Source organism: Salegentibacter sp. BLCTC (assembly GCF_015143665.1).
GTDB classification, from domain to species: domain Bacteria; phylum Bacteroidota; class Bacteroidia; order Flavobacteriales; family Flavobacteriaceae; genus Salegentibacter; species Salegentibacter maritimus.
Genome location: NZ_WYEW01000013.1, coordinates 1 through 15335, shown reverse-complemented (window position 1 = coordinate 15335; position 15335 = coordinate 1). Strand labels below are relative to the sequence as shown.

The 15335-nt window shown below is 36.0% G+C and carries 12 protein-coding genes and 1 other RNA gene; 6 read left to right on the top strand and 7 right to left on the bottom strand.

Translation table 11 applies throughout. From position 1 onward, the window contains the following. Positions 1-44 precede the first annotated feature (44 nt). Positions 45-1271 (bottom strand): NAD(P)-dependent oxidoreductase, encoded by a 1227-nt coding sequence (locus tag GUB10_RS14490; protein WP_193712182.1) that lies wholly within the window; start codon positions 1269-1271, stop codon positions 45-47. 121 nt (positions 1272-1392) lie between these two features. On the opposite strand from GUB10_RS14490, the gene ssrA reads away from it, so the two are divergent. Further along, positions 1393-1795: a transfer-messenger RNA gene (ssrA, locus tag GUB10_RS14485) on the top strand. 201 nt (positions 1796-1996) lie between these two features. On the opposite strand, the gene GUB10_RS14480 is transcribed toward ssrA, so the two are convergent. The 6 genes from GUB10_RS14480 to GUB10_RS14455 form a co-directional block, all read right to left on the bottom strand. Continuing rightward, complete coding sequence (locus GUB10_RS14480) at positions 1997-2410, bottom strand: hypothetical protein (protein ID WP_193712181.1); 414 nt, start codon at positions 2408-2410, stop codon at positions 1997-1999. Between the two features lie 12 nt (positions 2411-2422). Next, a complete protein-coding gene (locus GUB10_RS14475) occupies positions 2423-2830 on the bottom strand; it encodes a GreA/GreB family elongation factor (RefSeq protein ID WP_193712180.1) in 408 nt (135 codons plus the stop codon). Between the two features lie 18 nt (positions 2831-2848). After that, positions 2849-4126: a Glu/Leu/Phe/Val dehydrogenase gene (locus GUB10_RS14470; RefSeq protein ID WP_193712179.1), complete on the bottom strand. Its 1278-nt coding sequence runs from the start codon at positions 4124-4126 to the stop codon at positions 2849-2851. Between the two features lie 9 nt (positions 4127-4135). Then, the gene (locus tag GUB10_RS14465; RefSeq protein ID WP_193712178.1) at positions 4136-4300 is read right to left on the bottom strand and encodes a hypothetical protein; all 165 of its coding nucleotides are present in this window, start codon (positions 4298-4300) and stop codon (positions 4136-4138) included. 171 nt (positions 4301-4471) lie between these two features. Next, on the bottom strand, positions 4472-5794 hold the full coding sequence (locus GUB10_RS14460; RefSeq protein ID WP_193712177.1) for a sigma-54 dependent transcriptional regulator: 1323 nt from the start codon (positions 5792-5794) through the stop codon (positions 4472-4474). 1 nt (position 5795) lies between these two features. Beyond that, the gene (locus GUB10_RS14455; protein WP_193712176.1) at positions 5796-6896 is read right to left on the bottom strand and encodes a sensor histidine kinase; all 1101 of its coding nucleotides are present in this window, start codon (positions 6894-6896) and stop codon (positions 5796-5798) included. A 423-nt stretch (positions 6897-7319) separates the two neighbouring features. Here GUB10_RS14455 and GUB10_RS14450 point away from each other — a divergent pair, with 423 nt between their 5' ends. The 5 genes from GUB10_RS14450 to GUB10_RS16185 form a co-directional block, all read left to right on the top strand. Further along, on the top strand, positions 7320-7910 hold the full coding sequence (locus GUB10_RS14450; protein ID WP_193712175.1) for an RNA polymerase sigma factor: 591 nt from the start codon (positions 7320-7322) through the stop codon (positions 7908-7910). Between the two features lie 414 nt (positions 7911-8324). Then, on the top strand, positions 8325-9515 hold the full coding sequence (locus tag GUB10_RS14445; RefSeq protein ID WP_193712174.1) for a FecR family protein: 1191 nt from the start codon (positions 8325-8327) through the stop codon (positions 9513-9515). Between the two features lie 172 nt (positions 9516-9687). Continuing rightward, positions 9688-13173 carry a TonB-dependent receptor gene (locus tag GUB10_RS14440; RefSeq protein WP_227740426.1) on the top strand — a complete coding sequence of 1162 codons (3486 nt, stop codon included), beginning with the start codon at positions 9688-9690 and terminating at the stop codon, positions 13171-13173. A gap of 17 nt (positions 13174-13190) precedes the next feature. Further along, the gene (locus GUB10_RS14435) at positions 13191-14963 is read left to right on the top strand and encodes a RagB/SusD family nutrient uptake outer membrane protein (RefSeq protein ID WP_193712173.1); all 1773 of its coding nucleotides are present in this window, start codon (positions 13191-13193) and stop codon (positions 14961-14963) included. 253 nt (positions 14964-15216) lie between these two features. Then, the coding region (locus GUB10_RS16185) for a twin-arginine translocation signal domain-containing protein (RefSeq protein ID WP_193711716.1) at positions 15217-15335 on the top strand (119 nt) is incomplete at its 3' end.

Sequence of the window (15335 nt, the reverse complement as noted above, 5' to 3'; positions counted from 1 at the left end):
AAATAGAGAAAACATACTACTGAAAAATTCTTCAATTATAACTGTTAAGCATACTCGTTAGGTTTTAGTTTACCATCAACAAAATCCTGTAAATAGCTAAATCGAGGAGTTAATTTCCCATTTTGCGTAATACGTGCCCGTTGTAAAACAGCATTTTTATCATTATTAAAAAAAGCCGGGATTACATGTTCCATAAACATATCCCCAAAACCTTCACTGGCATCTTTTGGCAATTCACAAGGTAGATTATCTACCGCCATTACCAAAATACTGTCGCTTTCCCTAAAATCTGTTTCAATTTCATTCTTTGCATTATAACCATAAAAAGGCTCTGCAATGGTTGAAGGCCTAATAGTGCTGGCAATAGGCCCCTTGATATCGCAAGAAATATCTGCTATATATTTTATACGAAAGTTTTTTAATTTTGCATTTTCCGCAGTAAAAAACACAGGCGCCCCATCTCCATAAAAATGTCCCGATATAAAGAAATCACTACACCTTGCGAAACGCATAAAATTAGACTCATAGCCAGAAGGATCTTTAAAAAATTCGGCTTGACTGCCTTTGGTTTCGTCCTTTCGCTTATTATAATCCAATACATCTATATTACAATACACCGGATCTTTTCCGTTAAACTCAAGAAAAGCATCTACCTCCAGTTCCCTGATTTTTAAATGATCTAAAACCTCTTTGGCTCCGCGAGCTACCTTTCCTGCGCCAGTTAATACTATCTTGATGGGCGGAACCTTGATATTATTCAATTCTGCCAACATGGCATCAAGATCTGTCAGGGATTCTACTTTGGGTAAAGTATATAAATTTTCCTTTAAGCCAATTCCTCTAAATCCATTATAAGTACCTACAAGCCCTGCATAGCGCCCAAAACCAATAAGCCTGTGTCCCTCCTGGTTTACCACTACTTCATGATCGTATAATTCTATATTATTAGTAAGAATTTCCCGAAGCAAATCGCGGTTATAGGCTTGTTTTTTAATGGTATGGGAAAAGAAAAAGTATTTTTTATTCGGAATTAGCGCCGGTAGCGGAACTTCTTTAACACCAAGCAACACATCACAATCTGAAACATCATCGGAAACTTCAAAACCCGCGTCGCGATACTCCTGATCGCTAAACACCCGAATACTTGAACTTTGCACTTTAAAACTGGCTTCCGGAAAACTATTCACGACTTCTTTTAACTTGTTTGGCGAAAAAACAACTCGACGATCTGGCGGTGTTTTTTCTTCTTTAATCAGTGCAAATTTTATCATTTCTGGTATGGGTTTTGTTCCTTTTGTATGTGTAATTCAAAGATATGAATTTAAAATTGTATCTTTGCCAGCCTTAAGTTTTGTTATACTTAAGTTTTAAATGACAATGTTCTTTACATATGGGGTCGACTTGGTTTTGACAGCGAGTCTAATTGAGTTGTAAGCACGTCGAGCGCTGGGATATAGCTCGTAAATCTCATATTTCACACTTTTTTAAACGGCGAAGATAACTACGCCTTGGCTGCGTAACCGAATTATAGTAGGTTTTGCTTAGTCCCTACAAGGTAGGGAGCCAAGATGTCCCGCGAAGGCCTTGATTTACGGCATTCGCACTAGGGGCACCGATAAAGTAAATATAGGAACTGCAGTGTCTTGATGCAGTTCTGAAATTTAATTGAGGATACGGAAGAAGTTAGGTAGTTTTCGGCCAGACTTTTTCCCGACAATTTAAGTGAAAACTAAGCGTGTAGAAGGCAATTTAATTGCTTGTTTGGACGAGGGTTCGAACCCCTCCGACTCCACTTTTTGAGTATCAATCTCAATCAAAAACCCCGAGATCCTAGGATTTACGGGGTTTTTTGTTTTTAGGTTACAAGTGCTCCAGTCTGCTAGCGGTACTGTGAGTTTTTTCTGTTCTATTATTCCTTCATAGTTTTTTTAACCATAAAAAAGGGGCGATTAAAAACCGCCCCAAATTAGTCAACCAAACACAGTCAAATTTAAAATCAGTTGAAACTAACTTTTAGAAATTTAAAGATTAGAAGCTTCAGTTTCCGTAAATCTTTAAAATGTTTTCGCAGTGAATTCTTGAAAATTAAATGATCTTTTAAATAAAAGTTTTCACATTGTACATCATCGCACTCCTTTAAACCTTCCAGCTTATTTTTATAATCAAAAAATGCAGTTAAATGATGTTCATTAGCTTTATTTAATAAGTCAAGTTGTTCTTTAAGGTAAGAAGCATCTTCAGAGTTTATATCAATATTCAAACTGCTCTTTCCCGATTCTAATATGTTTCCAAAGAAATTAATTTCCTCGCTTATAAAAATCAAATTATCTTCCCAATCCTCTGCTTCAGATTGTATGCTTAAAATTTGTATTTCTTCTTCACCATAATGTTCCTGAAACTTTTCATTCATTTTCCACTATTTTTATATTTTTATTTCCTTTGGTATTTGTTCAACTCCAATAATTTTGATGGAATTCTTACCGGTAGGAAACTCCCATTCTACTTCATCTCCTTCTGCATAGCCAAATAAGGCCAAGCCCATAGGTGCCAGAATTGAAACCTTATTTTCTTTTATATTACTTTGATCTGGAGTAACGATTTGATAGGTTTTATTTACACTAAACGGAGTAGCGATTTCTACCTTGGAATTAAATCGCACCACATCTTTGGGCATATTTTTTTCACTTACAATTTTGGCTAGCTCCAGTTCATTCTTTAGTTTTTCTATAGATGCACGATAAGTACTATCTTTGTAGTAATGCGCCATTGAAACAATTCGTTTTAAAAGCTCATACTCTACCTTTTCAATTATAATAACATCATATTTCATTTTCTCTGCTACAATTAATTAAGGAAATATACCACGTTGGTTATAAGCGGTCTCTATTCTTGAAATTGCTAAAATATAAGCGGCCGTACGCCAATCTGTATCTCTTTCTTCAACTGCTCTTTCAACTTTTTTAAACACCTGAAGCAATTTCTTTTCTAATTTTTGCATCACTTCTTCCAGTTCCCAAAGCTCTCCATTTCTATTTTGTAGCCATTCAAAATAACTACCTATTACCCCACCAGAATTACATAAGATATCTGGAATAATAGTAATACCTTTTTCTAACAATATGGCTTCTCCCTCTTCGTTTGTAGGGCCATTAGCTCCTTCGGCAACTATAGAGGCCTGTATTTTATAGGCATTATCTCCTGTAATTTGATTCCCAAGGGCGGCCGGAATTAAAATATCACATTCTAGCCCGAAGAAATTGGCTGGTTCGATTTCCCTGGCATCTTCAAAACCTTTAATAGAACCTTTTCTAGGGCTTGAGTGTTCAAATAATTTGTCTACAGAAATGCCATCTTCATCAAATATAGTAGCATGGGCATCCTGTACAGCAATCATTTTTGCTCCATCGGCTATTAAAAATTTTGAAGCCCAATAGCCCACATTACCAAAACCCTGAACGATAAAGGTTTTATCTTTTAATGATTCTCCTCGAGATTTTACGAGTTCTTTAGTAGTTAAATAAACACCAAAACCGGTTGCGCGATCACGACCTTCCAAACCACCAGATCCTACAGGTTTTCCCGTTACCACATGTTGGTTTTGAGAACGTTCTGAGGTTGAAATTGTAGACATATAAGTATCTGCAATCCAGGCCATGGTCTGTGCGTTGGTATTTACATCGGGTGCTGGAATATCATGTTCCGGCCCAATATTTTCTCCTAAAGCATATGTAAACCTACGTGTTATTCTCTCTAGTTCGGCATCAGAATAATCTCTGGGATCTAATTGAATTCCACCCTTAGCTCCCCCGTAAGGCAAACCGGCCAAAGAAGTTTTCCAGGTCATCCACATGGCAAGTGCCTTGGCAGCATCCACATCTACCGTTGGGTGGTAACGCAAGCCTCCCTTATAAGGGCCTAAAGCATTATTATGCTGCACCCTGTAACCGGTAAAAACCTCTACTTTACCGTTATCCATTTTTACAGGAAAATGAACCACAATCTCGTTGTTGGTTATTTCCAGTATTTTTTTAATGTTTGGATTTAAATCTATGATACCGGCAGTTTTATTAAACTGTTTCATAACCGTATCATACATACTCTGTTTATTTTTTTTTGTAGCAATCATATTTATAGTTTATTGGAAATGTTCACAATACATCTTTCTGTTTTCCTTCCAGGTACACTGGTGCCTCAAATCGCAATTAAAACAAAGCGTTTTAAAGAGCTCACTACCTGCCTGCTGTATCTCCTTTCCACTTTCTTCCAAAATTGCCGGTCGTTCCATTTCAGCTATATTCATAGAATCTGCATTTTGCAGGGTACTAAAGCTAAAGCTGTGCCCAATTAATTCTACAACAGGCTAATAAATATCAATGTATTGATTTTGAGTGTATTAGAAAATAAAAAATAATTATTTAATTTCTTAAGGATGAAAAGAAACTCCCCGAACGGGAGAAAACTACCCAGAGCTTTATTTAATCTTTTCCCGTAAAGTTTTACGGTCTATTTGAAGAATTTCTGCAGCCTTGGATTTATTTTGGTCTACCGCTGCAAGTACTTTTAGAATGTGTTTTTTTTCTACCTCTTTTAAGGCCATTAACTCCTCATCTACATTAGGAATTTTATATTTTATGGAAGCCGGTAAATCTTGTGGTAAAATTTCATGCTCACACATAATAATGGCCCTTTGTATTACATTTTCAAGTTCCCTAATATTGCCGGGCCAGGTGTAGCGGTTTAAAATTTCGACTGCCTTTTTAGATAAGGTTAAATTGCTTTTACCATAATCACGCTGGTACTTCTCCAAAAAAGTTTTGGCTAGTGGTACAATGTCTTCTTTTCTCTCCCTTAGAGGAGGAGTTAGGATCTCCACTACATTTAACCTATAATATAAATCTTCCCTAAAAGTTCCTTTTTCTACCATTTCCCGCAAATCTATATTTGTTGCGGCAATAACCCGAACCTGAAGTTTTTCTGATTTTCTATCGCCAATTTTCCTAACCTCCTTTTCCTGAAGTACACGTAACAACCTAACCTGTACGGCTAATGATGCTGTACCTATTTCATCTAAAAAAATAGTCCCTCCATTAGCTTCCTGAAAATATCCTTCGCGTGTTTCTGAAGCACCGGTATAAGCCCCCTTAACAGAGCCAAACAATTCTGATTCTAACAAGTTTTCTGGTATAGCACCACAATTAACAGCTACAAAAGGATTGCTGGCAAAAGAACCTTTATAATGAATAGCCTTCGCAACCAGCTCTTTCCCCGTACCACTCTCCCCTCTTATTAAAATAGTAGCACGATTATTTTTCACTCTTTCAATAACATCAACCAGTTCTTCAAATTTAGCTGAAGTTCCAATCATACCCGCATAATTATTTCTCGCACCTGTTGCCAGACTGGATTTTGGGGCTTTTGAAGCCCGGTTAATAAGTGAATTTTTAACTGAAGTAAGTAATTCGTTTTTTGTAAAAGGTTTTGGCAAATACTCTAAAGCACCAGATTTTATGGCTGTGAGGGCATTATCAATAGAAGGAAATCCCGTAATTACAAGTTTTGGGATTTCAGTATAGTGGTCATCTACATATTTTACCAGTTCCATCCCATTCATTCCAGGCATTTGCAAGTCGGTTATCAGTAAATCAATCTCACTATGCTTTAAAATATCTATTGCTTCTAATACAGATCCTGCTTTATAGGTATGATAATTTTCCTGCTCAAGATGCCTGTCCAGGATCTCCAGCATATCGTAGTCGTCATCAACTATTAATAAGTTTTCTTTACGTATAGACATATTAGAATTTCAATGGTAATTGAACTTTAAAGATGGTTCCATTTGGTACATTATCAGCAATACTAATTTCACCCCTATGGCTTTTTATAATTCCGTGTACTACGCTTAAGCCAAGACCAGAACCTTCTCCCAAAGGTTTAGTAGTGTAAAAAGGTTCAAATATCTTATCTTTTACTTCTGGATCTATCCCTTTTCCGGTATCGGCAATTTCAATGGTATAGTGCGTTTTCGTATTATGAATAGCAATCACAATTTTCGAATTTTCAGGAGAATAATAAATAGCATTAATTACCAGGTTAAAGAAAACCTGGGTTAATTGTATAGGATCTACCTGCGCCTTTAAACCGGGATCGTCAATAAGAAATTCAAACTTTATATTCGCTTTTTTAAAATTAGGTTTTAATAAAGAAAGCGCCTGACTAATTACCGGTTTAATTTCAATTTGTTTAATATCCTGGGGCATATCACACGAGAAGAACATAAGTTTCTTCACTACTTCCCTGGAGTACATAGCCGATTTTATAATTTTTTGTGCGTCTCTTTTTATTTGTGCCCCCTTGCTTTTTTCCTCTATAAATTCGGCGAAACCAAGAATATTCCCCAAAGGAGTATTTAATTCATGGGCTATCCCCGCGGTAATTTCCCCTAAAATAGATAAACGATCGTTTCTTTGCGCTGTTTTCTTTAAAAGTTCCTCCTGGGTTTTTATAGTTTGGCGTTCAAAAAATAAAGCAATCTCATAGGCGATCTTATCTAGCAAACGTTGCTCTTCTACCAAAAAATGTGCTTTAGACAAATCTGAAGCCGGATAATGAACCTTAATAAAGCCCATTGGTTTTTCGGAAGTTTGAATAATACTCTTTTGAGAGTAAGCTTTTGAGGGAATTGGATTTGAAGTTAAGTGGCAATCTTCATATTGAATCTCCACAGTAGCAAGCTCTGGGAATCGCCAGGCATTTTTTAAAATTTGTACAATAGTCCCTAAGGTATCTTGGTAAGAGCCGTTATATTCTCTAATAGCCGTAGAAACCTGATAAAGACAGGAGAGTTCCTTTATACGTTCATTTAACTTTTCTTCTATAGAAATACTTTCCTGTATCATCTTCAAATGGTTTCTATAACAAAGATAAGTAGAAACTAATAGTTTTTATCATAATTAGGAAGCAGCTGGAAAGAAATTCAAAATTTTAGTTATTAGTGAAATTGGCAACCGTTTAATTTGCGTTGACGAATCTTTATAAAATCTCCAGGAAGCAGTAATTTTTTATTCATTTTGCTAACAGATACTTATAAACTCTCCTAAAACTACAAAACACACTTTCTAAAAACCAATTTTCTCCATTCCCAGCTAAACTTTTATAATTTTTCACAAAAAGATCTGGATAATTCAAATAAATTACATTAATTTAATTTATATTTAAAAAATTATCTGATATTCTGACGGAATTCGCAAGCAACTATCATTTAAATAACATAAAGCTAATTAAACAAACTTTTAATAAACATAATCACCTTGGGCGCAAATATGTTTAAAATTGAAAATAATAGCGATCATGTTTTAGTAGAACATTTAAAATCTGGGGATGAAGCGTCCTTTCAGGTACTCTTTAATAGATATCAGGAAGACGTATATTATTATGCAAAAAGTTTGGTGAAAATAGATGTACAAGCTGAAGAAATTGTACAGGATGTTTTTATAAAAGTTTGGGTAAGCAAACATCTTTTAAAGCCTAAAAAATCTTTTAAAGCCTTTATTTTTACCATAGCCCGCAATCTGGCTTTTAATTTTTTAAAAAAAGCAGCTAACGATCGTGAATTGATGAACAGGGTTTTTTATGAAAGTATAGAATCCCATAAACCAACAGACATTAACCTCACTGAAGCAGAATATAAAAACTTAAGTGAACGCGCCATCACTTCTTTACCGCCACGCTGTCAACTAATCTTTAAAATGTCGAGGGAAGAAGGAAAAAGTTATGAAGAGATAAGTGATGAGTTAAATATTTCGGCAAATACTGTCAAAAATCAAATGACCAAAGCTTTAGGGAATATTCGGGAATTTCTAAGCCTACATGGCGATATAGCATTTTTATTGGCGTTGCTGTGGAATTGCTAGAGAATCTCCTTAAAAGTATTATATCTACTTCTATATTCGAACCAGCTTTTTTAAATATTTTCTCAATAAAAGTAAAATAAATAAAAAGTGTAATTATTATAAATATCCATATATTAAAGCGACTTTCAGTAAACTACTGCGCAGCAAGCCAGCGAAGCATTCGTTGGAAACAAATTTTTAATTTCTAAGCAAGACTCGTGGTATTATTTCCTTTGGCGGTGCCATTAAAAAATCATGAATCTTCAGTTATAATTTCATCAAACTATTAAATTTTAACATTTCAGCCTAAGCCCTACTATACTTGACTTCAACCTCTATTTGTTAAGAAATTTTAAAGAAAATCTAAAAAAATTCACAACTTGAATAGTAGTCCTTAGCTTTTCAATTGTATTCTAACTACAACCCGACTATTTAATGAACCAAAAAAATTACATAAAAAGCTTACTGTTTAAATTCTCACGAAATCGTTGTAGTGAAGAGGAAATAGAACAAATAATAAGCTATTTCCAAAAAAATCCTAAGGAACAGGTACTTCCCGAAGCAAAAGAAGTATTGAAGCACATTGTATTAGAAAAGAATGAGCGTAGAAAATCAAAAGATAAGCTTTATGCCGAAATCGAAGATAGAATTTATCATCAAAAGACATATAGCCTCCCACAAAGACCTAAAAAGCAGCAAGTTTGGTTTACATCAATAGCTGCCATTTTTATTACTGTTTTAAGCGGCTCCCTATTTCTATATTTAACAAAGCCAAAAGAGGTAAATCAAGTTCCAATTGCAGAAGATTCTATAATCCTGGAGCATGAAGATGGTACGCTTACAGGATTATCGCAAAAAGGAAATTTTCAGTTAACAAAACCTAATGGAAAAGTGATAGGTGGGCAGCGAGGAGACCTATTGGTATACAACAAACACGAATCGGCTTCAGCAAAAGTTGAATACAACACTTTAAAGACCCCCAACGGTAAACGTTTTAAAGTACAATTATCAGACGGGAGTCTGGTTTTTATGAACGCGGGCTCTTCTTTAAAATACCCTGTAAACTTCTCAAGAAATGACAAACGAGAGGTATTTCTTATTGGTGAAGCTTTTTTTAAAATAACAAAAGACCTAAATCGTCCTTTTAAAGTTAGTGCCCAAAATCTCGAAATTGGAGTTTTAGGAACCGAATTTAATGTCTCAGCCTATCCAGAAGACACCACCGCAGCTGTAGTATTAGTAGAAGGTGCTGTACAGTTGCATACAAAACAAAATAAAGCAGAACCATCAATTTTAAAACCGGGACAGCTAGCTTCTACTACGAAACACATTGGTGATTTAAAAATTAGCGAAGTAGACCCATCTATCTACACTTCCTGGATGGAAGGAAGGATGGTATTTAGAAATATGAGTTTTGAAGATATATTGAAGAAAATGGAACGTCATTTTGGAGTAAGCATTATAAACAAAAACAAAGCAATCGCTAAAGAGAAGTTTAATGCCAGTTTTGGCCAGGAATCTATTCTCAATATCCTGGAATACTTTAAAAAAACCTATGGACTGGAATACACTCAAGAATGTGATAAAAAATTTATTATTAACCCAAAAACAAATAAAATGAATTAATAACTATAACAAGAAAATTAGCCACAAAAACGGGGAATGTTAGAGCATTCCCCGCTACAAAATATGGCCGATTAAATAACGAGTATCAACCAAATATTTAAGCTTTAAAAGTATGAAAAAATCACCTTATGGACTAGCAAAGCTGCTTGCTTTGTTTAAATTTAATTTGAAAATGAAACTCACCATTTTGTGTTTCCTAATAAGTCTTTTTGGATTGCACGCCAATAACACTTATTCGCAGAAAACCGTATCCCTAAAATTGGATGACGCAGAAATGTCGTATTTACTGGATCTTATAGAAAGCCAAACCGAATACCACTTTGTTTATAAAATTAAAGATGTAGACCTATCACGAAAGGTAAAAATCACGGCAAATAAAGAAAAAGTTCCTGCTGTGCTAGACCAAATTTTTAAAGGTACAGACACCAAATATGAAATTTATGGCAAACAAATTTTTCTAACCAAAAATTCGAAAAAATCTGTTGCTACACCAATTTCTAACAACATTCAAGAAACCATTACGGTTACCGGTACTATCACAGAAACCAAAACAGGAATGCCAATTCCCGCTGCTAATATTTTGGAAAAAGGCACTTCTAATGGTGTTATGAGTGATTTTGATGGAAATTTTTCTATTGAAGTACCTGAGGATGCCGTTTTACAGGTTAGTTATGTTGGTTACGCTACCAAAGAAGTAAATGTAAACGGTCGTAACGAAATCGATATTGTTCTGGAAGAAGATGCAGCTGCATTAGAAGAAGTTGTTGTGGTTGGTTATGGAACACAACGTAAACAAGATTTAACCGGTGCTGTATCTGTTGTAAAAGTAGATGAAATGGTACAACAGCCCAACGCACAAGTTACCAGCCAATTACAAGGTAGGGTTTCGGGTGTTAGTATTACAGGTGGAGGCCAACCAGGTGAAGCCCCACAGGTAAAGATTCGTGGCTCCAATACATTTGGAAACAACACGCCATTATATGTTGTAGATGGTATCCCTACTGGGAGTATAGATAATATTAACCCAAATGATATTGAAAGCATGCAGGTACTCAAAGATGCTGCCTCTGCTTCTATCTATGGTTCTCGTGCTGCCAATGGAGTTATTATTATTACCACTAAAAAAGGGAAAGGCAGACTATCTGTAAATTACGATGCCTACTACGGCACACAAATGGTTCAAAAAGGTAATCCATGGGATATACTTTCTTCTCAGGAAATGGCCGATCTTACTTTTAGAGCCATAAGAAATACAAATCCAGACGTAGCTATAGATCATCCACAATATGGAGATGGTGCACAACCTGTTTTACCAAATTATATTGCCCCGGTGGGTGCTAATACGGTTGATGAATCTCTATACAATGTAGATCCTTACTATACCGATCCTGCTCAACTAAATGATTTTTATCGAATTGTAGAAGCAAACAAGCAAGGAACCAATTGGTTTCAGGAGATTTTTAATTCTGCTCCAATTACCAGTCATAACCTTTCGGTTAGCAATGGTAGTGAAAAAGGAAGTTTCTTATTTTCTCTTAATTATTTTGATCAAGAAGGAACCCTGGCTAATACTTACCTGAAGCGTTACACCATGCGTGTAAATAGTGTATTTAATATCACAGATAATATTAGGGTTGGTGAAAACTTAAGTTTTGCCATTAGGGAAAATCCACAAATTGGTGCACTTTCAGAAGGAAGCGCCATAGGAATGGCTTTTAGGCAACAACCTATTATCCCGGTACGTGATATTAGAGGCAATTATGCAGGCTCTTTTGGTCAGGGCTTGGGTAATGCCTTTAACCCGGTAGCCATGTTAGATAGATTGAGAAATAACCGAGGAGTTTCCAATAAGCTATTTGGTAATATTTTTGCAGAAATAGACTTTTTGGAAAGTCTTACTCTTAAAACAACTTTTGGTGGAAATTATTTCTCAAATAGTTTTAACTCTTTTGTTTTTCCAGCATACGAAAACGCTGAAAACAACTCGGTAAACTCTTACACCGAAGGTGCTGAAACCTATTTTAACTGGACCTGGACCAACACACTTACCTATAAAAATACTTTTGCAGATCTACACAATTTAACCGTAGTATTGGGTACAGAAGCTTATCAAAACAAAGGCCGTGAAGTAGGTGGTACTACACAATCCTATTTCTCTTTTGATCCAGATTACGTAACGCTAGATACCGGTTCAGGAACCCAAACTAATTATAGTTCACAATATGCCAATGCGCTTTCTTCTGTATTTGGCCGGGTAGATTATAACTTTGATGATCGTTACCTATTTGGTGCAACCATAAGAAGGGATGGGTCATCACGATTCTTAAACGAACAGTACGGTTGGTTCCCTGCTGCCAGTGCCGGTTGGAACGTAAGTAATGAAAGTTTCTTTGAATCTAATTGGATAGATGATCTTAAAGTACGTGCCGGATATGGTATAATGGGTAATCAGATAAACGTAGATCCCGCCAACTCATTTACAACCTTTGGCGGTAATAATCAAACCTCATTTTATGCAATTACAGGAAGTCAGTCAAGTACTTCTGAAGGCTTCCAGCAATCAAGAATTGGAAATCCAGATGCTGAATGGGAAAAGAATATAAATGCAAATGTTGGTATAGATGCAACCCTATTCAATAACACGCTGCAACTAACTGTTGATTATTATCGTAAAGATATAAACGATCTTTTGTACAATCCCAATCTACCGGCAACCGTTGGATCGGCTACAGTACCTTATGTGAATGTTGGCCAAATGACCAATAGTGGTATTGATTTAGACCTTTCTACTTATTTTACGCTTTCTGACGACCTTCAATTTAACACTTCGGTTACTTTTACAAGTTATAATAACGAAATTGTTAAAATTGCCGATGGTATAAACTATTTTGATTTGGAAGGTCGCCGATTTAATGGTAGTTCTATAATTAGAAATGCCGAAGGAGGCTCTGTTAGTCAGTTTTTTGGTTATAAAGTAGATGGCTTCTGGGATACACAAGAAGAAATAGACCAGGCCAATGCAGCAGCGAGAGAAAGTACAGGTAACCAAAACACTACGTACCAATCTGATGTGGCGGTAGGGCGTTTCCGTTATGCAGATACTAATGGAGACAACCAAATAACCCCTGAAGACCGTACATTTATCGGAAATCCAAATCCTGACTTCACCTACGGACTAAACCTGGAACTTTTATACAAGAATTGGGACTTTAGTATGTTCTTATACGGCTCTCAAGGAAACGATATTTGGAACAATGTTAAATGGTTTACCGATTTTTACAGTTCTTTTAATGGTGCAAAGAGCTCTACTGCTCTTTATGATTCCTGGACACCAGATAATATGAATGCAAGTGCTCCTATTCAACAAACCGTTGGTTCATTTAGCTTGGCAGATGTTCCCAACTCTTATTTTGTTGAAGATGGTTCTTATCTAAGAGCTAAACAAATCCAACTAGGATATACTTTGCCAAATTCTGTGTTAGATGCCATTAAAATTTCTAAGCTAAGATTTTATGTACAAATGGCTAATGCATTTACTATCACTGGTTATTCTGGTATTGATCCGGAAATTTCTGGAGAATCGGTAAGTTTTGGAATTGATGAAGGTGCCTACCCTAATCAAAGACAATTGATATTTGGACTTAACGCTAGTTTATAATGATAAAAACAATAATTATGAAAAAATATAGAATTTTAAGCCTTTTATTTTTGGCGGTTATGGTTTCGCTAAGTCTTGGGTCTTGTAGTGACGACTTTTTAGACCAACCCGCATTGGGCTCATTAAGTGAAGATGTAGTAGCCAACAAAGAAGGTGTAGAAAAATTACTAATTGGTGCTTACGCTGCCTTAGATGGGCAGGGCCTCGGTGGAGGAAATCCCTGGGAGTCTGCATCAGATAACTGGGTGTATGGAGCCGTTGCCGGTGGTTTAGCCAGTAAAGGAAGTTTTGGAGGAGATCAGCCCGCTATAGACCAAATTGTAAAATTTATTTCAAATCCTTCAAACGGATTCTACAATACTAAATGGATCGCAGCTTATGAAGGAATTACGCGTACCAATAATGTTTTAAAATTATTGGCTAACGTAGAAGACATCAGTGAGGCCGAAAGAAACAACATAGCCGGGCAGGCAAGATTCTTAAGAGGGCACTATTACTTCGAGTTAAAAAAGATGTTTAATATGGTTCCCTGGATAGATGAGAACACTGAGAATCCCAAGCAACCCAATGATACCGATATTTGGCCTAATATAGAAGCTGATTTTCAGTTTGCATTCGATAATTTACCTGGAACTCAATCTGAATTTGGACGTGCTAATAAATGGGCGGCCGGTGCTTACCTTGGAAAAACATACCTATACCAGGAAAAATTTCCTGAAGCTTCAACAATATTCACGCAAGTAATTGAATCTGGCACAAATTCGGCAGGCGAAAAGTATGATCTTGTTGCAGAATTTAAAGATAATTTTGATGCCGAAACCGAGAATAACGCCGAAACGGTTTTTGATGTACAGATGGTAGCCAATGATGGTACTAGCACTATTACAAATTCTAACCAGGGGGGCATGCTTAATTTCCCTTATAATAGCCCATTTAGATGCTGCGGTTTTTATCAGCCCACACAAAACTTAGTAAACTCTTATAAAACGCAAGAAAGCAGTGGTTTACCATATTTAGATAATTATAACCAGAATCCTGTAAAAAGTGATATGGGTGTAGCTTCAGATGCATCGTTCACACCTTATACAGGCTCTTTAGATCCACGTCTGGACTGGACGGTAGGCCGTCGTGGAATACCATATCATGATTGGGGACACCATCCCGGTGCTACCTGGATAAGAGACCAATCTTACGGTGGACCTTATGCTCCAAAAAAGAATATTTACTGGCAAGCCACACAAGACTTATATAGTGATCAAAGCTCATGGGCACCAGGTACCGCAATTAATGTTCATATTATTCGCTTTGCCGATGTCTTATTGATGGCTGCTGAAGCTGAAGCACAAACCGGAAATTTAGATCTGGCCATGCAATATGTAAACCGAGTTCGGGAGCGAGCTGCAAACCCACAAGGTTTCTTAAAGAAATATATTGATGAAAACAGTCCCTTAACTGGTTTTAATGATGCAGAGAATGCAGCTAATTATAATATTGGCCTATATACCAGTTCTGAATTTTCTTCCAAAGAAGATGCGCTAGAGGCTATTTATTTTGAGCGTAAACTTGAATTAGCCATGGAAGGACATCGCTTTTTTGACCTGGTAAGATGGGGAATTGCCGAAGAGACCTTAAACGCTTATTTCGACTATCAGGGAAAAATAACTACCGATGTTAGAGGCGGTAAGTTTATTTCGGGCAAAAGCGAATACTACCCTATTCCACAAGCACAAATAGATTTGAGTTTAGACTCAAATGGAGAGCCAACCTTAACCCAAAACCCAGGGTACTAAACTGGCTTTCTAAATCGAGAATAATAAGATAATTACAGGCCAATAATGATAGAATATTGGCCTGTTTTATAAAAAAGAAGAAAAACTGATATAAAAGATAAATTTTGTATGAAAACAAAACAACATCTTTTATTTTAAAGAGTTTTTCTATAAATTCGAAACCTACTTATGTATATATCGAAAATTTTGAATTCGATTTAATTTTCAAAGAATAATAATACCGAAAATCAATTAATCAATTAACTATTAAATAATGAAAAATAACAGACGTTCCTTTATTAAGAATTTAGGAATAGTGGGCGCAACTGCGGCCGTAATCCCGTCCAGTTTTGCTGCAGAAGCGAAAGAAGTAAATTTATTGAATAGAGCTGC

Excerpts from the sequence above, each read along its gene's own strand:
- GUB10_RS14490 (WP_193712182.1), bottom strand. The coding sequence starts at position 1,271 with ATGATAAAATTTGCACTGATTAAAGAAGAAAAAACACCGCCAGATCGT.
- GUB10_RS14480 (WP_193712181.1), bottom strand. The coding sequence starts at position 2,410 with ATGAATGAAAAGTTTCAGGAACATTATGGTGAAGAAGAAATACAAATT.
- GUB10_RS14475 (WP_193712180.1), bottom strand. The coding sequence starts at position 2,830 with ATGAAATATGATGTTATTATAATTGAAAAGGTAGAGTATGAGCTTTTA.
- GUB10_RS14470 (WP_193712179.1), bottom strand. The coding sequence starts at position 4,126 with ATGATTGCTACAAAAAAAAATAAACAGAGTATGTATGATACGGTTATG.
- GUB10_RS14465 (WP_193712178.1), bottom strand. The coding sequence starts at position 4,300 with ATGAATATAGCTGAAATGGAACGACCGGCAATTTTGGAAGAAAGTGGA.
- GUB10_RS14460 (WP_193712177.1), bottom strand. The coding sequence starts at position 5,794 with ATGTCTATACGTAAAGAAAACTTATTAATAGTTGATGACGACTACGAT.
- GUB10_RS14455 (WP_193712176.1), bottom strand. The coding sequence starts at position 6,896 with ATGATACAGGAAAGTATTTCTATAGAAGAAAAGTTAAATGAACGTATA.
- GUB10_RS14450 (WP_193712175.1), top strand. The coding sequence starts at position 7,320 with ATGTTTAAAATTGAAAATAATAGCGATCATGTTTTAGTAGAACATTTA.
- GUB10_RS14445 (WP_193712174.1), top strand. The coding sequence starts at position 8,325 with ATGAACCAAAAAAATTACATAAAAAGCTTACTGTTTAAATTCTCACGA.
- GUB10_RS14440 (WP_227740426.1), top strand. The coding sequence starts at position 9,688 with ATGAAACTCACCATTTTGTGTTTCCTAATAAGTCTTTTTGGATTGCAC.
- GUB10_RS14435 (WP_193712173.1), top strand. The coding sequence starts at position 13,191 with ATGAAAAAATATAGAATTTTAAGCCTTTTATTTTTGGCGGTTATGGTT.